Annotated in this window: 18 protein-coding genes and 1 other annotated feature; of the genes, 14 read left to right on the top strand and 4 right to left on the bottom strand. The window is 37.3% G+C overall.

Translation table 11 applies throughout. From position 1 onward, the window contains the following. Window positions 1-27 precede the first annotated feature (27 nt). The 4 genes from AB8E63_RS04340 to AB8E63_RS04355 all read left to right on the top strand — a co-directional run bounded on the left by AB8E63_RS04340 (window position 28) and on the right by AB8E63_RS04355 (window position 6,089). A complete protein-coding gene (locus AB8E63_RS04340; protein ID WP_368910112.1) occupies window positions 28-1,740 on the top strand; it encodes a site-specific DNA-methyltransferase in 1,713 nt (570 codons plus the stop codon). Between the two features lie 3 nt (window positions 1,741-1,743). Further along, a complete protein-coding gene (locus AB8E63_RS04345) occupies window positions 1,744-4,377 on the top strand; it encodes a TnsA endonuclease N-terminal domain-containing protein (RefSeq protein ID WP_368910114.1) in 2,634 nt (877 codons plus the stop codon). 304 nt (window positions 4,378-4,681) lie between these two features. After that, window positions 4,682-5,554, top strand: a complete 873-nt coding sequence (locus AB8E63_RS04350) for a hypothetical protein (RefSeq protein ID WP_368910116.1) — start codon at window positions 4,682-4,684, stop codon at window positions 5,552-5,554. A gap of 61 nt (window positions 5,555-5,615) precedes the next feature. Further along, window positions 5,616-6,089 carry a hypothetical protein gene (locus tag AB8E63_RS04355; RefSeq protein ID WP_223332914.1) on the top strand — a complete coding sequence of 158 codons (474 nt, stop codon included), beginning with the start codon at window positions 5,616-5,618 and terminating at the stop codon, window positions 6,087-6,089. Between the two features lie 75 nt (window positions 6,090-6,164). On the opposite strand, the gene yidA is transcribed toward AB8E63_RS04355, so the two are convergent. Both yidA and AB8E63_RS04365 read right to left on the bottom strand, forming a co-directional pair. After that, window positions 6,165-6,971, bottom strand: a complete 807-nt coding sequence (gene yidA, locus AB8E63_RS04360) for a sugar-phosphatase (protein WP_223332915.1) — start codon at window positions 6,969-6,971, stop codon at window positions 6,165-6,167. A gap of 12 nt (window positions 6,972-6,983) precedes the next feature. After that, window positions 6,984-8,288, bottom strand: coding sequence for an HD domain-containing protein (locus tag AB8E63_RS04365; protein ID WP_368910118.1), 1,305 nt, complete (start codon window positions 8,286-8,288; stop codon window positions 6,984-6,986). A gap of 72 nt (window positions 8,289-8,360) precedes the next feature. Here AB8E63_RS04365 and AB8E63_RS04370 point away from each other — a divergent pair, with 72 nt between their 5' ends. After that, window positions 8,361-8,738 carry a DUF1934 domain-containing protein gene (locus AB8E63_RS04370; protein WP_254725771.1) on the top strand — a complete coding sequence of 126 codons (378 nt, stop codon included), beginning with the start codon at window positions 8,361-8,363 and terminating at the stop codon, window positions 8,736-8,738. Between the two features lie 179 nt (window positions 8,739-8,917). Here the strand turns inward: AB8E63_RS04370 and AB8E63_RS04375 are convergent, their stop codons facing one another. Both AB8E63_RS04375 and AB8E63_RS04380 read right to left on the bottom strand, forming a co-directional pair. Next, window positions 8,918-10,000, bottom strand: coding sequence for a DEAD/DEAH box helicase (locus tag AB8E63_RS04375; protein WP_368910121.1), 1,083 nt, complete (start codon window positions 9,998-10,000; stop codon window positions 8,918-8,920). Further along, on the bottom strand, window positions 9,997-10,974 hold the full coding sequence (locus AB8E63_RS04380; RefSeq protein WP_368910122.1) for a Gfo/Idh/MocA family protein: 978 nt from the start codon (window positions 10,972-10,974) through the stop codon (window positions 9,997-9,999). The genes AB8E63_RS04375 and AB8E63_RS04380 overlap by 4 nt, the downstream gene beginning before the upstream one ends. Window positions 10,975-11,120: 146 nt before the next feature. Between AB8E63_RS04380 and AB8E63_RS04385 the strand changes: the two genes are divergently transcribed. The 9 genes from AB8E63_RS04385 to ccdA2 all read left to right on the top strand — a co-directional run bounded on the left by AB8E63_RS04385 (window position 11,121) and on the right by ccdA2 (window position 17,995). Continuing rightward, the gene (locus tag AB8E63_RS04385; RefSeq protein ID WP_368910124.1) at window positions 11,121-11,804 is read left to right on the top strand and encodes a YoaK family protein; all 684 of its coding nucleotides are present in this window, start codon (window positions 11,121-11,123) and stop codon (window positions 11,802-11,804) included. Window positions 11,805-11,869: 65 nt separating this feature from the next. After that, window positions 11,870-11,957, top strand: a sequence feature (ribosomal protein L21 leader region). A 35-nt stretch (window positions 11,958-11,992) separates the two neighbouring features. Beyond that, on the top strand, window positions 11,993-12,307 hold the full coding sequence (gene rplU, locus AB8E63_RS04390) for a 50S ribosomal protein L21 (protein WP_000109141.1): 315 nt from the start codon (window positions 11,993-11,995) through the stop codon (window positions 12,305-12,307). Between the two features lie 15 nt (window positions 12,308-12,322). Then, window positions 12,323-12,667: a ribosomal-processing cysteine protease Prp gene (locus tag AB8E63_RS04395; protein ID WP_000613696.1), complete on the top strand. Its 345-nt coding sequence runs from the start codon at window positions 12,323-12,325 to the stop codon at window positions 12,665-12,667. Window positions 12,668-12,683: 16 nt separating this feature from the next. After that, window positions 12,684-12,977, top strand: a complete 294-nt coding sequence (gene rpmA / locus AB8E63_RS04400; protein ID WP_006154204.1) for a 50S ribosomal protein L27 — start codon at window positions 12,684-12,686, stop codon at window positions 12,975-12,977. A gap of 212 nt (window positions 12,978-13,189) precedes the next feature. Beyond that, the gene (locus AB8E63_RS04405) at window positions 13,190-14,449 is read left to right on the top strand and encodes a UDP-N-acetylglucosamine 1-carboxyvinyltransferase (protein WP_368910133.1); all 1,260 of its coding nucleotides are present in this window, start codon (window positions 13,190-13,192) and stop codon (window positions 14,447-14,449) included. 16 nt (window positions 14,450-14,465) lie between these two features. Continuing rightward, window positions 14,466-15,017, top strand: a complete 552-nt coding sequence (locus AB8E63_RS04410; RefSeq protein ID WP_368910134.1) for a GNAT family N-acetyltransferase — start codon at window positions 14,466-14,468, stop codon at window positions 15,015-15,017. Beyond that, window positions 15,010-16,287, top strand: coding sequence for a CBS-HotDog domain-containing transcription factor SpxR (gene spxR, locus AB8E63_RS04415; protein ID WP_368910136.1), 1,278 nt, complete (start codon window positions 15,010-15,012; stop codon window positions 16,285-16,287). The genes AB8E63_RS04410 and spxR overlap by 8 nt, the downstream gene beginning before the upstream one ends. 15 nt (window positions 16,288-16,302) lie before the next feature. Continuing rightward, on the top strand, window positions 16,303-17,163 hold the full coding sequence (locus tag AB8E63_RS04420) for a methionyl aminopeptidase (RefSeq protein ID WP_368910137.1): 861 nt from the start codon (window positions 16,303-16,305) through the stop codon (window positions 17,161-17,163). Window positions 17,164-17,287: 124 nt separating this feature from the next. Further along, complete coding sequence (gene ccdA2 / locus AB8E63_RS04425; protein ID WP_004253406.1) at window positions 17,288-17,995, top strand: thiol-disulfide oxidoreductase-associated membrane protein CcdA2; 708 nt, start codon at window positions 17,288-17,290, stop codon at window positions 17,993-17,995. Window positions 17,996-18,004: the final 9 nt, after the last annotated feature.

Here is an 18,004-nt window from a genome sequence, read left to right on the forward strand (position 1 = left end):
TGAATAATGATTTTGGAGGAAATAAAAATGGAAGAACCAATCACTTTTGATTTTGAACAGAGACCGACTATAAAGGGGTTTCCTGAACTTAGGTGGACAGGTAAAAGACCGTATCGTTCGACACAGTATTACCCAGCTCAACTTCGTGAAAGGTACGGAGAAGAGAAGGATAATTGGATTAATAAAATTTTCTGGGGAGATAATCTCCAGGTAATGAGCCATATGCTTAAGGAATACCGAGGAAAAATTGATCTTATTTATATTGATCCACCCTTTGATTCGAAAGCAGATTATAAAAAAAAGATTAAGCTAAAAGATATAGGGTGTACATCATCTGACACATCCTCTTTCGAGGAAAAACAGTATGGAGATATTTGGACCAATGATGAGTACCTTCAATTTATGTATGAAAGATTTATCCTATTGAAGGAACTATTATCTGAAAAAGGTTGTATTTATGTGCATTGCGATTGGCATAAGGTGCATCATTTACGATTAGTACTTGATGAAGTCTTTGGTCCTGATAATTTTAGAAATGAGGTTATTTGGTGGTACTTGTGGGGCGGTAGAGGTAAAACACAGTGGAATAGCAAACATGACAATATTTTATTTTATAGTAAAACTGAAAAATGGACGTTCAACTATATGGATGTGTTAGATGATCATACATTAATGTCTGAAGGATCAAAGAATCGTCTTAATTATGCCGGTGCTATGGTTACATCTAAAAGCGCTTCCTCTGAAATACCTGAAGATAAAGTTCTTCCATCAGATACGTGGTATATAGCGACCATCAATGCGATGGCAAAAGAAAAGGAAAACTATCCAACTCAGAAGCCTGAAGATTTATTAACAAAAATCATACTTGCATCATCAAATCCTGGTGATATTATTTTTGATTGTTTTATGGGTAGTGGGACAACGCAAGCTGTTGCAATGAAATTAGGTAGACGATTCATTGGAGCAGATATAAATCTTGCTGCAATTCAGACTACTACAAAAAGGTTGATTACTGTAGCTAGTGAATTGCCCAAAAACACGCATATTTCAACAGGTTTTGAAGTCCATAATGTTAATAATTATGATTTCTTCAGAAATCCAATTGAAGCTAAAAATTTAATAATTGAAGCATTAGAGATACAACCTTTTACCCAGGGAAATGTATGGGATGGCGAGTTGGACGGTCGAATGGTTAAGATTATGCCAGTAAATAGAATTGCTACTAAAGCAGATCTTGAAGAACTAAAAGCAAATCTTCCATATAAGACTTATGAAAAAAGAAAAGAGGAAAATCCTCGTCAGGCAGTGGAACATATTACTATAGTGTGTATGGGACACGAACCTGATCTAAAAGCTTCGCTTGAACAGTCCTTGACAGATTATAGGGTTGATGTGCAAATAGTAGATATTTTACGAGATAAATCAGATCTTCAACTAAAGAGAGAGGCAGAGGCTGAGATTGTGCGCGAAGGTAATCAGCTTATTGTTCGTTCATTTTACCCGATGAATCTAATGCAAAAACTCTCTTTACAAAAAGAGTATGTGGAAGATTGGAAACAGTTAGTTGAATCAATTATGATTGACTGGAATTATGACGGTGCTGTTATGCAACCAACGGTAACAGATGTTCCAGATAAAAACTCTTTTGTTTCTGGTGTTTATGAAATACCAGAAAGTGCAGGAAATATCAAGGTTAAAATAACAGATTTACTATCAGAATCATTAGAAAAGGAGGTGTAGCATATGGCTAAACAGTCTTCAATGACATTCGTAGAAGATTTTGCATTCTATGAGCAGCTATGGTGGTATTACACTTCAAATAGGGGGAAAATTCGTTCTAGATATAATGATCTTACAAAGAAATTTCTTGCATATAACGATAAGAATGAAAATGAAGATGCATTTTTGCGTAAACCACAGTTTGAAGCATTAGAGATGTATGTGTTTATAAAAGAATTCATGAATAACGCACACATGTACGAGATGTTTGATGATTGGAGAAAACGCAGGGATAAGTTTGCAGATGCTTCATATTACAGTATCCACAAACATGGACAAGGAACTTTTATTGATATTGGAGATGAACAAAATGAAATTATCTTCAAACAAATGAAAAAGTATAAAGAATCTTACCCGAACTATATTTATGCACTTACCATGGGCCTCGGTAAAACTATCCTGATGGGAGCCTGTATTTTTTACGAATTCTTGTTAGCAAACAAGTATCCTAAGGATAAAAGATTCTGTCACAATGCTCTTGTGTTTGCACCAGATAAGACAGTACTTGAATCTTTACGTGAGATCATGACTTTTGATAAGACGAAAGTTGTACCACCAGAATATGCTCGTGTGCTTGATGCAAATATAAAATTTCATTATTTAGATAATAGAGTGACTACTCTTCAAACAATTGATGATTCAAATTTCAACATAATAATTTCAAACAATCAGAAGATCATTGTAAAGAAAAAGCGTAAAGAAGATAAGCCGACAGACGTATTATTCGCTGGTGGTTCACTACTTGCTGGAATCTACGGGGACGATGGTGATAGTGACGTGTGGGATGATACCACTTTAATGGATAATCAGAGATTTAAAAAATTGTGCCGTTTACCTCAGCTTGGAGTTTATGTTGACGAGGCACATCATTTATTTGGAGCAAACTTGGAAAAAGAATTAAGATCGGGTGGCACAAATAAGACAACATTGAGAAATACTATTAACATGCTTGCAGAAGCAACATCAATTGTTGCGTGCTATAACTACACAGGTACTCCATACGTAAAAAAACAAGTATTGCCAGAAGTTGTTTATGCGTATGGTCTTAACGAATCGATTAGAAATGGTTTTTTAAAAGATGCAGATCCTATTGGTTTTGAAAATGTAAAGAACGAAGAGTTCTTGAAAAAGTCAATCACAATGTTCTGGGAAAGATATGGTGGCAAGACCTACGAGGGGCTTCCTCCTAAGATGGCAATTTTTGCGGCTAGTGTTGCAGAAGCTACGGACGTAGTTAGGCCTATAGTGGAGAAGGTATTAAGTGAACTTGATGTACCATTAGATACAATCTTAGTTAATACAGGTGATTCGACTGTGACAAAGAACGAAGACATCAGAAATTTTAACAATCTTGATGTTCTCGGAACAGAAGGAAGTAAAAAACAATTTATTATCCTTGTTGAAAAAGGACGTGAAGGATGGAATTGCCGCTCTTTATTGAGTATCGCTCTATTCCGCAGTCCTAAATCTAAGATTTTTGTATTGCAAGCAACTATGAGATGTTTGAGAAAACTTACAGATGAGCAACTTAAGGCTACAGTTTTCTTGTCAAAGGAAAATTTAGATACGCTAGATGCTGAACTTCGTAATAACTATAATATGGAGATTAGTGACCTGGGGAAAAGACCTAAAAAGAAAAAGAGCAGTTACAAAGTTCGAGTTTTACCACCACCAAGAAGCATAAAAATGAAACGTATATGGCATGAGTACTCATTGATTGAAAAGGATTATTCTGAACCAATAAACTTCGAAATACAACAGATTGATGAAACAAAGTATGAATCTAGAATGTATGAAAAAGTTAGTATTAGGTTAGATATGACTGCAAAAGAAACCATCATTGATGATATTAAAGAACAGACCAAGTTCAGTAGATTTTCTTTGGTTGGAGAAATCTCACGTTATATGAATTTATCTTGTTTGATGATTGAGCATATTTTGAAAGAATCTATTGATGGGTTTGATGAAATTGTTGATGCAGTTAACAGACATAATGAGATTTTAGATGATATCATAATACCTAAAGTATTCCATGCTTTGTATGAAGTTAAATCAGAGCAGAAGAATGAAGATATAGATGTAGTTTTACTTAAAGAACCAAAGGATGCAGGTTATTATGAATTTTCAGCGGAACCAAGTCTAGTCATTGAAAAAGAACATTATAGCTTTACTGATGCGGAGAAAGCTAAAAGCTTCCATGCGGATACATATTGCTTCGATTCTAGGCCAGAGAGAGAATGCTTCTTGCAGTATATCTCTAATGTGAAGGTAGAAGAGATTTATTTTACTGGAATGTTTACGGCAAACCAAGGTGACTTATTCGTGCAATATTATGATCCAGAATCTAAGAGGATAAGACGCTACTATCCTGATTTCTTGGCTAAGATGGCTGATGGTTCTTATCAGATTATAGAAGTAAAAGGTGACAATATGATTGATGATGAGGTTGTAAAAGCCAAGGCGGAAGCAGCTGAAGAAATGTCAGTCGCTAGTGGTATGAGATATATCATGTATACTGGTAATGATATTATGAATCGAAAGATTCTAGATAGTACAACTGATTCTGCTCAGAACAGTTTATTTGAAATTACAAATTGAACTTTTAATTTTGTCATGTCTTTTATAATTGTTGTAAAGAAGAGTGACGTTTTCCCATTAATGTACAATTGATGATTAGTAATAACTGAAAAAAATTAAGCAAAACTTTTGACCAAAAATTGACCAAGTAAGACAGAAGGCCCTTTAAAATAAGGCTTTGAGACCTGTTTTTCGATTCCTGCAGGGAGCGAAACTAGTCACAAAAACACTGGATAACCAGTGTTTTTTCTTTGACCAAATTTTGAACCATTCATAAGATATCCATGGTGTGTTATAATGGACATAGAATGTTCAGGAGAAAAAGATGAAAAAAGGTTTATTAATTGGCTGTTTATCCATAGTTATACTATTTGTAATGTTCATAATCCTTAGTCCTATTCTTGCAATGATGGATATGTGGGGTCTATTTGCCCATGCAAGTCGGAATGAACTTGAGCAAGTAGTACATCGCTCTTATGAGAACTACGGTCTTAAAGGTCAGTTTGAGTTAGAAAAATACGAAAAAAACTATACAAGTGTAGGAGGATTTGTAATCCATGGTACTTACACTGAAAATATAGATGGTAAAATCTATCAGGTTAATTCTCGTTTTAAATACTATACTCGTCCTTCGGAAAAAGAAACGTATAGAAAGACTGATGCGGAAGTAGATTATAAACAAAACAAAAAAATTTATCAAGTTTTTCCAGAATTAGCTTATTTAGGAATTGAGATTAGTCCAGGCACCAGCGAATTTTTAAAAACATTGGATACTTCAATAACAGATCCTAAAATGACTGCTTTGAAGTACGAAGGGATTGATTTTCAATTTAATAGTAAATCTGGTAATATCCACCTTTATGATGAAATCTTAGAGGAAAATAAAAAAAATGGACAAGCATTACAAGGGATGTATCCTATGGATGCTCAATATCTTTTCCAAAAAGATATTTTTATACCAGAATTTCAATTTGGATACTACACTCCAGAAGACAAGAAGGATCAGTTATATGATGCCTATCTTGAAGATCTTGAATCGCAAATGAAAGAATTTTTTAACAATCAACCCCTTCCAAGCGGTCTTTATGCTGTAAAGATTGATAAATATGAGGGGAATAAACTTGTTAATAATAGTGGTGGATATTATGTGAAGATTGAGAATCGTCAAGTTGTGGAGTTTATCAAAGATTTACAGTAGGAGTCACTGTACTAATGCTTTTTAGCTGTATAGAGTTTAGAGAAAAGAGGTAATATGTCAGATGTCCCAAGAAGAATACCTTCGACTAAAAAAAGAATATAAAATTCGACTAGTTTTAGTAATAGCTCTATTCGTATTATTTTCTATTCTAAGCATTATGCTTATCATAAATCTCAATAGATTTATCCCACTAGGAGCAACAGCAATGGCTACAGTTGTGCCATTTAACCATTTTTTACTCGTTCCACTTTGGGAAGAGAAAAAAGCGATTGAAGCAGAGCATCCTGAATGGAAGGACCTTAGTACAAGTAGAGTTAAGGTCCCATCGTCAGAAACGAGTAAACGGAATTTGGCAGCTGTTGGAAGTGTCATTGCTTTGTTCTTCTCGTTTGCCTTACTCTATAGGCCTGCTAAGGTATACCAGAAGGTCCCTACTGCCGATGAAATAAAGAACCTTCCTAAGATTGAGAATAAGGGTATTCCTAAACTTGATACTAAGAAAATTCCAAGTATAAAAAGGGAATCAGAAGAATAATCTGTAATTTAAAACACCCCAGGAGTTAGTTTTTTATCTCTAACTTCTGAGGTGCTTTTTTATATTCTAATAAATTTACAAGACCCAAGTACGAATCGCATGGGCAACGCCTGATTCATCATTTGTTTTGGTGATGTATTTGGCGATTTTTTTGAGTTCTGGATTTCCGTTTTCCATAACAACTGGATTTCCAACGACTTCAAGCATGGCACGGTCATTTTCTTCATCCCCGATAGCCATAGTTTCATCTTTTGTCAATCCTAGTTTTTCAGCCAGATGTGTAATAGCTGAGCCCTTGTCTACATCCTTTTTAAGGAGTTCTAGATAAAATGGAGCAGATTTGTTGATAGAGTAGCGCTCGTAAAATTCTGCTGGAATCTTTTCAATAGCAGCATCGAGAATCTCTGGTTCGTCGATAAACATACATTTGACGATTTCTTTATCAGCCATCTCTTCAGGTGTACGGTAAAAAATTGGCATGCTGACGAGGGTTGATTCGTGTACGGTGTATTTTCCGATATTGCGATTGGCAGTGTAAATGCCGTCCTTGGTAATTGCATGCATATGGACTCCCAGTTTACGGCTGAGAAATTCCATATCCAGATAGTCCTCGTAAGTCAAGGATTCGCTGATAATCTCATGGCCATTAGCAGTTTCTTGAACAAGGGCACCGTTGAAGGTCACAACATAGTCACCTTCATCTCTCAACTGCAAGTCGTCAAGGAGTTTAGCAACACCAGCGATGGGGCGTCCTGTTGCAATGACAACCTTGACTCCAGCTGCTTTGGCATCTTGGATAGCTGCAAAAACTTCGGGAGTAATTTCTTTTTTGCTATTAACTAGGGTACCATCTATATCGACGGCGATTAGTTTTATACTCATAAATTTCCTCTGTTATTTCTTGTCTGGAGTAAAATGATCATTCTCAATCAAATGGGAAAATTGTTGAATGATATTTGTAAAAATACTATTTTGCTTAAGCATTTCTTTAGGGAAGTAGAAACGGTTGTCACCATGACGGCTTCCTGCAAGAGATTGAACGATAGGAGATAGGCTAGAAAGTTCTGCCAGCTCGCCATTCTTTTGGACAATCTCGATTTGAGTTCTTGGATTTTCAGACTCTGGTCGATAAATATCGTAAGGAAGGTCAAAATTCTTATGAATAGCTGTGTAATAGTTGGGGTCAAAACCAATTTCTTCTACGAAATTTCGCATGATTTCAAGCTGGTCTTGATCTTTCTGAGAAAAAGTAATAGATTTAAAGACCTTACGATTGATAAAACGTTGGGAAAGGTCGGCTAGAATTTTATCTGTACTAGTCATCCAGAGTTGGAAATAGGTATTCATAACCCCGTCGTCAAGTGCAAGATAGTCAGATAAGGTTACCTTCTTCTCAAAAAATGGCAGTAGATGTGGGGATGTAAGGGCAAAGAAGTCCTTATTTTCAGGGTAGAGCTCCTTAGCACGTTTGAGAAGATTTTGCAGAAGGACTTCCATGGCTCGTGTAGCTGGGTGGAAATAAACCTGCATATACATCTGGTAACGACTGAGTACATAATCCTCTATGGCATGCATCCCATTCCGTTGAAAGGCGATACCATTTTCAACAGGACGAATAACACGAAGGATACGTGTCAGGTCAAATTGCCCATAAAAAGCACCGGTGAAGTAGGAGTCGCGTAGGAGATAGTCCATACGGTCTGCATCAATCTGACTAGAAATGAGCTGAACCACTTGTTTGTTGGGATAGATGTGGTCTATGACACTAGCAACCTTTTTAGGGAAGTCAGGCGCCACCTGTAGCAAGACCTGATGAATCTCTGTATCAGGGCTTTGGATAATTTCCTCGGTAATTGCCTCATGGTCAGTGTCAAAGAGATTTTCAAAAGTATGAGAGTAAGCACCGTGTCCGAGATCATGTAGAAGAGCAGCAGTCATGGTTAATAGTGATTCGTTAGAATCCCATTCCTCAGGATATTTCTCCTCAAAAATCTCAGTGATTTGACGGGCAATTTCATAGACACCCAAACAGTGAGAAAAACGACTATGCTCTCCACCGTGGAAAGTATAGCTAGATGTCCCAAGCTGTTTGATGCGACGGAGCCGCTGAAATTCTTTGGTATTGATCAGGTCATAAATGACTTGATTATTAACGTGGATATAGTTGTGAACTGGGTCACGAAATACTTTTTCATTCATAAGACCATTATAGCAAATTCCTTGCCTTTTTGGTAAAATAGTAGGGATAAGTGAGAAGAAAGAGGAATAGTTGTGAAGATTAGAATGAGAAATACCATCAAGTTCGATGAACAATTGGAAGTAATCGACCAACTTTATGATGTTGAATTACGGGAAAAGGGCGATTTTTCCTATCTCCTTTTTTACAATGAAGACCAAGAAAAAGTAGTTTTGAAATTTAATGGGGAGGAACTGGTCATGTCACGTTTCTCAAATCCCAAGACTATCATGCGTTTTCTCAAGGATTCTGATAGTTTAGCCTATATCCCAACACCTATGGGACTGCAGGAGTTTATCATCCAAACAAGCCACTACGAAGTTGGTGAAGAGAAGATTGAACTAGCCTACCAACTACAAAACAAAGAAGGAGTTCCATTTGCCAACTACCGTTTAGAAATTACTTGGGGATAAGAAAAAGAGGCTGGGACAAAAGTCCTAGCCTCTCAATTGTCTTTGGAGTGTCGAGCAAGACGCAGTGGTTGAGTGGGCTCTACTACGCTGATTTCATCAGCTTTTACAGCCCTACTCAACTGTGCGGAGGTGGGACGACGAAATCGAATTCTAAAGAATTACCGATTTCTGTCCCACTCTCATTTGATATAGAGTTCTTGATTTTTTAGGACGATTTCACGTACACTTGCAAATTTCTTCAGTTTTTTAAGCTCTTCTGGATGGGTGACAAGAGTGATGACATAGCCTTCTTTACCCATACGTCCTGTACGACCTGCACGGTGAGTGTAAGTTTCCTTGTCTCTAGGGACATCAAAGTTAATCACGCATTCCAAGCTATCAATGTCGATACCACGAGCGAGAAGGTCTGTGGCAAGAAGTAGTGTCAGTTGATTATCTTTGAATTTTTCTAGAATAACTTTTCTAAATTTAACGTTGACATCGCTAGCTAGCGAAACTGCTAAAACATCACGATATTGTAATTTTTCCTCGGCGCTTCCAAGGTCAGACAAGCTATTAAAGAAGACAAGACCACGGAAATCTTCAACCTGTGCCAGTTTGCGAAGCATATCTACTCTGTGACGTTGGTCTACTTGCATGTAGAAGTGTTGAATATTGTCTAACTTTTGGTCTGATAGATCAATGATGCGTGTGTTAGGTGCAATCTTATCTTGGTCAAATTTGGTAGTGGCACTCATGTAAATAAGTTGATGGTCACGAGGTGCATAGTTGGTAATTTTCTCGACAAAATGAATTTGAGAATCATCAAGGAGCTGGTCGAATTCATCAAGAATGATTGTTTCCACGTTCATCATCTTGATTTTTTTTAATTTAATCAGTTCAAAGATACGCCCAGGTGTTCCAATCAGAATTTCTGGTACTTTTTTAAGTCGTTCAATTTGGCGTTTCTGGCTCGAACCGGATAGAAATAGCTGAGCCGTTAGACCAATGGCCTCACCCCAGGTTTTAGTGACTTCAAAAATTTGTCCAGCAAGCTCAGTATTAGGTGCTAAAATCAATAATTGTTGGGCTTTTTTCTTTTGCAGTTTGAGAAGACTAGGTAGGAGATAGGCTAAAGTCTTCCCTGTACCAGTTGGACTGACTCCAAGTAGGTTTTCACCTTCTGTTATAGGTTCAAAAAGTTGAATTTGAATGGGAGTAAATTCTTGGAACCCCAGTTGATCAATCAATTCTTGCCATTCGGTAGGTAGTTTGGTTTTCATTTTTCTGCCTCAAATCTAATGCCAGCATCCTGGCGCATGGTGTAAAGTAGGTTGTGGACGTATGTAGCATCATCAATCCAAGATTGGTAGAGAGTTTGATCTGGTTGCTGGATCATGTTTGCGAAAGCAGCAACTTCCTCAGTCATGTTGTGAGGAGCCTGCTGGATAGCTAGATGTGTTTCATTACATTGATGATCTTTAAAAATAGCTGATTGGACATGCTCGATTGTATTAAGTGTCAAGGTTCCATCAGTAGTATAAATCTCACAAGGAAGATTAGAAGTGATATTCTTTCCTGCTTTGATATGCACTTGATAGTCAGGATATGAGAGAATACCATCACCATTTAAATCAATGCTATTATCTAGTTTCTGAGCTTGATAGGTTGCATGAGTCGGTTTTCCAAATAAGCGAACAGCAGCGTAGATAGGATAAATACCCAGATCCATAAGTGCACCACCTGCAAAACGGTCTGAGAAAACATTAGGAGTATTGCCGGCAAGTAGGTTAGGCATCTTAGAAGAATATTTGGCATAGTTAAAGTCTGCACCAAGAATTTGTTTATTCACAAGAAAGTTTTTGATTGTGGCAAAAGCATCTTCATGGTAGTTACGTGCTGCTTCAAAGATAAAACATTTATTATCTTTAGCCGTTTGAACTAAATCCTGCCATTCTTGTGGTTGAGTGACAGCTGGTTTTTCAAGGATAACATGTTTTCCAGCAGATAAAGCCATCTTTGCCTGACTATAATGCAATGAGTTCGGACTAGCAATGTATACCACATCGAATGAATCATTAAAGAAATCATTTAGCTGATCAAATAGCTTAACGCCTTGATACTGTTCAACAAACTTTTCTGCGGTTTCTATTTTTCTAGAATAGACTGCACTCAGTTGAAATTTCCCGCTAGTATGGGCAGCCTCTAGAAAATGATGGCTGATTGAACTAGTTCCTATGATACCAAGTTTTAGCATAGTTACTCCTTTTCCACAAGTAATCATTGATTTCATTATATCATAGAAAGAGCCAACTCGTTACCTTGAGATAATTCTTTTGCTTTGATACTTCGAAATTTCTAGAAAAAATGATACAATAGTTACAGTATATTTAGGAGATTAGTATGAGATTATTACCTATGAGAAAAATTTCTCGTCATTCAAAAAGATTGGCGCTTTTTTTGACTTTTTGTGCAGGCTATGTCGATGCCTATACATTTATTGTAAGAGGGAATACCTTAGTCGCTGGGCAAACTGGGAATGTGGTATTTCTATCAGTAGGAATCGTTCAGAGAAATTTGGCTGATGCTGAAATAAAGATATTGACACTTTTATCTTTCATGTTAGGCGTTTTTTTGCTGACGATTTACAAGGAAAAACTTCGCATTGTTAAAAAACCCATTCTATCACTTGTTCCATTAGCTATTTTATCATTGATAATCGGCTTTATTCCATTGAGTGTTGATAACATGTTTATTGTTCCTCCTCTGGCTTTTTGTATGGGTCTCGTTACAACAGCTTTTGGAGAAGTTTCTGGAATTGCCTATAACAATGCCTTTATGACGGGAAATATCAAACGTACCATGTTAGCTTTTGGTGAATACGTCCGGACCAAGCATACAGCATTTTTAATGGAGGGATTGATTTTTGTGAGCCTACTAGTTAGTTTCATTCTAGGAGTAGTATTTTCAGCTTACTTAACGATTATCTTCAACGAAAAAACGATTTTAGGCGTCCCTATCATGATGAGTATTTTTTATCTAAGTATGGTTTTATCTTCTTTGAAAAAAAGTCTGATAAAAGGCTGAATTTTGAGTGAAAATACTTGTCAAAAATTTGGAATCATGCTATACTTGTAGAGTTGACTATGCACGATCCTGTGCAACCGCACGAACATCGTTGCTTGATTCATCAAGTTTAAGTGGTTCGTCCCACGATGCTAGGCGAGTCTTCACAAAAATTCGGGGTAACCCCAAAAAATCATAGGAGGTGCATAATGAGCACATACGCAATTATCAAAACTGGCGGAAAACAAGTTAAAGTTGAAGTTGGTCAAGCAGTTTACGTTGAAAAATTGAACGTTGAAGCTGGTCAAGAAGTTACTTTTAACGAAGTTGTTCTTGTTGGTGGTGAAAACACTGTTGTCGGAACTCCACTTGTTGCTGGAGCTACTGTAGTTGGAACTGTTGAAAAACAAGGAAAACAAAAGAAAGTTGTTACTTACAAGTACAAACCTAAAAAAGGTAGCCACCGTAAACAAGGTCACCGTCAACCATACACTAAAGTTGTCATCAATGCAATCAACGCTTAATTTTAAGGAGAACACATGATACAAGCAGTCTTTGAGAGAGCCGAAGATGGCGAGCTGAGGAGTGCGGAGATTACTGGACACGCCGAGAGTGGCGAATACGGCCTAGATGTCGTGTGTGCATCGGTTTCTACGCTTGCCATTAACTTTATCAATTCCATTGAGAAATTTGCAGGCTATGAACCAATCTTAGAATTAAACGAAGATGAAGGTGGCTATCTAAAGGTTGATATACCAGCGGATCTTCCTTCACACCAGAGAGAAATGACCCAGTTATTCTTCGAATCATTTTTCTTAGGTATGGCAAACTTATCGGAGAACTCTTCTGAGTTCGTCCAAACCAGAGTTATCACAGAAAACTAACACGGAGGAAAACATTATGTTAAAAATGACTCTTAACAACTTGCAACTTTTCGCCCACAAAAAAGGTGGAGGTTCTACATCAAACGGACGTGATTCACAAGCGAAACGTCTTGGAGCTAAAGCAGCTGACGGACAAACTGTTTCAGGTGGATCAATCCTTTACCGTCAACGTGGTACGCACATCTATCCAGGTGTAAACGTTGGTCGTGGTGGAGACGATACTTTGTTCGCTAAAGTTGAAGGCGTAGTACGTTTCGAACGTAAAGGTCGCGATAAGAAACAAGTTTCTGTTTACCCAATCGCTAAATAAGAATTATAAAAGGCTTTCCAAGATTTTTGGAAAGCTTTTTTCTTGAATAAAATTAGCATTAGTTATTTTTTAAGTTTACTTGAGAAACTATTCTAAATCAATAAAATCTTAAGGGACTTATTTGATTTATTATGATAGATAATAAGAAAGAAATATGGTATAATATAGGGTGAGACCTTATGAATAAATAGTGAAAGAGTATATAAAAAATAATGAAAAAAATTGTCATTAACGGTGGGCGTCCATTAAAGGGTGAAATAACCATTAGCGGAGCAAAAAATAGTGTAGTTGCTTTGATTCCAGCTATTATTTTGTCAGATGATGTAGTTATTTTGGACTGTGTTCCAGACATCTCTGACGTTGCTAGTTTGGTTGATATCATGGAAATTATGGGTGCTAGTGTAAAGCGCTATGATGATGTTTTAGAGATTGATCCTCGTGGTGTTCAAAATAAACCAATGCCATATGGTAAAATCAACAGTCTTCGCGCATCCTATTATTTCTACGGCAGTCTCCTTGGACGTTTCGGTGAAGCAACAGTAGGTTTACCTGGTGGATGTGACTTAGGACCTCGTCCGATTGACTTGCATTTAAAAGCCTTCGAAGCCATGGGTGCTAAGACAACCTATGAGGGAGACAATATGAATCTCTCAACAAACGGCTCTAGATTACAAGGCGCACATATTTATATGGATACTGTTAGTGTTGGAGCAACGATTAACACAATGCTTGCAGCAGTAAAAGCTCAAGGACGTACAGTCATTGAAAACGCTGCTAGAGAGCCTGAAATCATTGATGTAGCTACTTTGTTAAATAATATGGGAGCTCATATTCGTGGTGCAGGTACAGATATGATTACTATCGATGGTGTTGAATCTCTACACGGCACACGCCATCAAGTAATTCCTGACCGTATTGAAGCAGGGACTTATATTGCAATGGCTGCTGCTGTGGGACAAGGAATTCGTATTAACAATGTACTTTATGAACATTTAGAAGGTTTTATCGCAAAACTTGAGGAAATGGGTGTTCATATGACGGTTTCTGAAGATAGTATCTTCGTTGAAGAGCAAACAAATCTTAAGGCTGTTAATATCAAAACAGCTCCATATCCAGGATTTGCTACAGACCTTCAACAACCGATTACTCCTCTTTTGTTGAAAGCTGAAGGACGAGGAACACTGATTGATACCATTTATGAAAAACGTGTGAACCATGTCTTCGAATTAGCCAAAATGAATGCAGATATTTCTACAACGAATGACCATATTTTCTACAAAGGTGGCAATCCTTTACAAGGTGCAAGTGTAAGAGCGACAGACTTACGTGCAGGTGCAGCTTTGGTTATTGCTGGATTAATGGCTGAAGGTAGAACAGAGATTACTAGTGTTGAGTTCATCCTACGAGGCTACTCAAATATTATTGAGAAATTACGTAATCTTGGAGCAGATATTGAGCTAATTAAAGATTAGCAATTCGAGGATAACAATGAATATCTGGACAAAATTAGCAATGTTTTCTTTCTATGAGACGGAACGTTTGTATTTCCGTCCATTCTTTTTTACAGATGTAGATGACTTTCATCAGTTAGCATCCGACCCTGAAAATCTTCAATTTATTTTTCCTACGCAAGCTAGTATTGAAGAAAGTCAATATGCTCTTGCCAACTACTTTATGAAATCACCCTTGGGAATTTGGGCCATTTGTGATCAAAAAGACCAAAAAATGATTGGAGCCATCAAGTTTGAAAAGCTTGATGAAATAAGGAAAGAAGCTGAAATTGGCTATTTTTTAAGGAAAGACTATTGGTCTCAGGGATATATGACGGAAGCAGTTACCAAATTGCGAGATTTGTCTGTGAATCAGTTTGAATTAAAACAACTGTCTATTGTGACACATCTGGAAAATAGCGCCAGTCAAAAGGTTGCGCAAAAGTCCGGCTTCGTTTTATATCGTCGGTTTAAAGGTAGTGACCGCTATACTCGTAAGATGCGGGATTATCTAGAATTTCGCTATACAAAAGGAGAGCTAAATGAGTAAACACCAAGAAATTTTAGCTTATTTAGAAGAATTACCAGTCGGAAAACGGGTTAGCGTTCGAAGTATCTCAAATCGTCTGGGAGTGAGCGATGGGACAGCCTATCGTGCGATCAAAGAAGCTGAAAATAGAGGCTTAGTTGAAACACGTCCTCGAAGTGGGACAGTCCGTGTGAAGTCAAAAAAAGTTGCCATCGAAAAGCTAACATTTGCAGAAATTGCAGAAGTTACTGGTTCAGAAGTTTTAGCCGGACAAGCTGGTTTGAATAGAGAATTTAGTAAATTTTCCATCGGGGCGATGACTGAGAAAAATATACTTTCATACCTTCATGATGGTGGATTAGTCATTGTCGGTGACCGAACACGTATCCAATTGTTGGCACTAGAAAACGAAAATGCTGTCTTGGTAACAGGTGGATTTGAAGTTCATAAAGATGTTTTGAATGCTGCTGATAAGAAGAATATCCCTGTATTACGAAGCAAGCATGATACATTTACGATTGCGACGATGATCAACCGTGCTTTGTCAAATGTTCAAATTAAGACAGATATTCTAACAGTAGAAAAAATCTATCGTACTTGTCATGAATATGGTTTTTTACAAGAAACGGATACTGTAAAAGATTATTTAGATTTAGTTCGTAAGAATAGAAGTAGTCGCTTCCCTGTTATCAATCAGCATAAGGTTGTTGTGGGTGTTGTAACCATGCGAGATGCTGGAGATAAATCACCAGGTACAACCATTGATAAGGTTATGACAAGAACTGTCTATATGACTGGATTAGCAACGAATATTGCTAACGTGAGCCAGAGAATGATTGCAGAAGATTTTGAGATGGTACCCGTTGTGAGGAGCAATCAAACCTTGCTAGGTGTCATTACTAGACGGGATGTCATGGAAAAAATGAGTCGTTCTCAGGTTTCAGCACTCCCAACATTTTCAGAACAGATTGGACAAAAGTTGTCTTATCATCACGATGAGGTTGTCATTACAGTTGAACCGTTTATGCTTGAGAAAAATGGTGTCCTTGCAAATGGTGTTCTTGCAGAAATCTTAACACACATGACTCAGGACTTGGTCGTTAATAGTGGGCGTAACCTCATCATTGAACAGATGTTGATTTACTTCTTACAGGCTGTTCAGATTGATGATGTTCTACGTATTCAAGCTAGAATTATTCACCATACGAGACGGTCGGCTATTATTGATTATGATATTTATCTCAATCATCAAATTGTATCAAAAGCAAATGTTACTGTAAAAATTAATTAGAATCTAGGAGAAAACATGATTACATTAAAATCAGCTAGAGAAATCAAAGCTATGGATAAGGCTGGTGATTTTCTTGCAAGTATCCACATTGGCTTGCGTGATATCATCAAACCAGGTGTAGATATGTGGGAAGTAGAAGAGTATGTCCGCCGTCGTTGTAAAGAAGAGAATTTCCTTCCACTACAAATCGGTGTGGATGGAGCCATCATGGACTATCCATATGCAACCTGCTGCTCACTCAATGACGAGGTAGCTCATGCTTTTCCACGCCACTATATTTTGAAGGAAGGCGATTTGCTCAAGGTTGATATGGTCCTTGGTGGGCCAATCGCTAAGTCTGACCTCAATGTTTCTAAACTCAATTTTAACAACGTTGAGCAGATAAAAAAATATACTCAAAACTTTACGGGTGGATTAGCTGATTCTTGTTGGGCATACGCAGTTGGTAAACCATCAGAAGAAGTTAAAAACTTGATGGACGTGACCAAGGAAGCTATGTATAAGGGTATCGAGCAAGCTGTTGTTGGTAACCGAATTGGTGATATTGGTGCAGCAATTCAAGAATATGCTGAAAGTCGTGGATACGGTGTTGTTCGTGATCTTGTAGGACACGGTGTTGGCCCAACCATGCATGAAGAACCAATGGTTCCTAACTATGGTGTAGCTGGTCGTGGTCTCCGTCTTCGTGAAGGTATGGTCTTGACAATCGAACCTATGATTAATACAGGTGATTGGGAAATCGATACAGACATGAAAACAGGCTGGGCTCACAAAACTATTGACGGTGGTCTATCATGTCAGTATGAACACCAGTTTGTTATTACCAAGGATGGACCTGTAATCTTGACAAGTCAAGGTGAAGAAGGAACTTATTAATAAAAAAGGGAGCTGAGCTCCTTTTTTTTCGTTTTAGTTGAAATCAAATTTGCGTAGCAGATATCTTACAAAAGTTTTCTTTTATAGTAAAATAAAAGATAACTATATGAAAGAAGGTTCTTAATTGGAAAGTATTATATTTTTTATTTCTGTCTTTTTAGCTGGTGTCTTGTCATTCTTTTCGCCCTGCATTTTTCCCTTGTTACCAGTCTATGCAGGTGTTTTATTAGATGATCAAGAACAGTCAAAAACATTTCGGTTTTTAGGTAAAGATGTTGCCTGGTCAGGATTAATTCGGACACTCTGTTTTATCACAGGTATCTCTCTGATTTTCTTTATTCTAGGGTTTGGAGCAGGATTTCTCGGGAACTTACTCTATGCTGATTGGTTCCGTTATGTTATGGGTGGCATTATTATCATACTAGGCTTGCATCAGATGGAAATCCTTCATTTACAAAAATTAGAGTTCCAAAAAACAGTAACATTTAATCAAAAACAGTCTAGTAAATATCTATCAGCCTTTCTATTAGGTATCAGTTTCAGCTTTGGTTGGACTCCATGTATTGGTCCAGTTTTAAGTTCTATTTTAGCACTGGCTGCCTCGGGAGGAAATGGAGCTCTTCAAGGGGCATTATTGACCCTTATCTATACTCTTGGAATGGCGCTTCCATTTTTAGTATTGGCCTTGGCATCAGGTCTGATTATGCCTTATTTTAGTAGAATTAAATCTCACCTGCTCTTACTGAAAAGAATTGGTGGTTTACTGATTATTCTCATGGGAATTTTATTGATGTTGGGACAGTTAAATGTCTTATCTGGAATATTAGGATAAAAGGAGTTA

Source organism: Streptococcus sp. oral taxon 061 (assembly GCF_964211575.1).
In the GTDB taxonomy this organism is placed as follows: domain Bacteria; phylum Bacillota; class Bacilli; order Lactobacillales; family Streptococcaceae; genus Streptococcus.

Excerpts from the sequence above, each read along its gene's own strand:
- rpmA (WP_006154204.1), top strand. The coding sequence starts at position 12,684 with ATGTTAAAAATGACTCTTAACAACTTGCAACTTTTCGCCCACAAAAAA.
- AB8E63_RS04350 (WP_368910116.1), top strand. The coding sequence starts at position 4,682 with ATGAAAAAAGGTTTATTAATTGGCTGTTTATCCATAGTTATACTATTT.
- rplU (WP_000109141.1), top strand. The coding sequence starts at position 11,993 with ATGAGCACATACGCAATTATCAAAACTGGCGGAAAACAAGTTAAAGTT.
- AB8E63_RS04375 (WP_368910121.1), bottom strand. The coding sequence starts at position 10,000 with ATGAAAACCAAACTACCTACCGAATGGCAAGAATTGATTGATCAACTG.
- spxR (WP_368910136.1), top strand. The coding sequence starts at position 15,010 with ATGAGTAAACACCAAGAAATTTTAGCTTATTTAGAAGAATTACCAGTC.
- AB8E63_RS04380 (WP_368910122.1), bottom strand. The coding sequence starts at position 10,974 with ATGCTAAAACTTGGTATCATAGGAACTAGTTCAATCAGCCATCATTTT.
- AB8E63_RS04355 (WP_223332914.1), top strand. The coding sequence starts at position 5,616 with ATGTCCCAAGAAGAATACCTTCGACTAAAAAAAGAATATAAAATTCGA.
- AB8E63_RS04340 (WP_368910112.1), top strand. The coding sequence starts at position 28 with ATGGAAGAACCAATCACTTTTGATTTTGAACAGAGACCGACTATAAAG.
- yidA (WP_223332915.1), bottom strand. The coding sequence starts at position 6,971 with ATGAGTATAAAACTAATCGCCGTCGATATAGATGGTACCCTAGTTAAT.
- AB8E63_RS04410 (WP_368910134.1), top strand. The coding sequence starts at position 14,466 with ATGAATATCTGGACAAAATTAGCAATGTTTTCTTTCTATGAGACGGAA.
- AB8E63_RS04395 (WP_000613696.1), top strand. The coding sequence starts at position 12,323 with ATGATACAAGCAGTCTTTGAGAGAGCCGAAGATGGCGAGCTGAGGAGT.
- AB8E63_RS04420 (WP_368910137.1), top strand. The coding sequence starts at position 16,303 with ATGATTACATTAAAATCAGCTAGAGAAATCAAAGCTATGGATAAGGCT.
- AB8E63_RS04365 (WP_368910118.1), bottom strand. The coding sequence starts at position 8,288 with ATGAATGAAAAAGTATTTCGTGACCCAGTTCACAACTATATCCACGTT.
- AB8E63_RS04345 (WP_368910114.1), top strand. The coding sequence starts at position 1,744 with ATGGCTAAACAGTCTTCAATGACATTCGTAGAAGATTTTGCATTCTAT.
- AB8E63_RS04385 (WP_368910124.1), top strand. The coding sequence starts at position 11,121 with ATGAGATTATTACCTATGAGAAAAATTTCTCGTCATTCAAAAAGATTG.
- AB8E63_RS04405 (WP_368910133.1), top strand. The coding sequence starts at position 13,190 with ATGAAAAAAATTGTCATTAACGGTGGGCGTCCATTAAAGGGTGAAATA.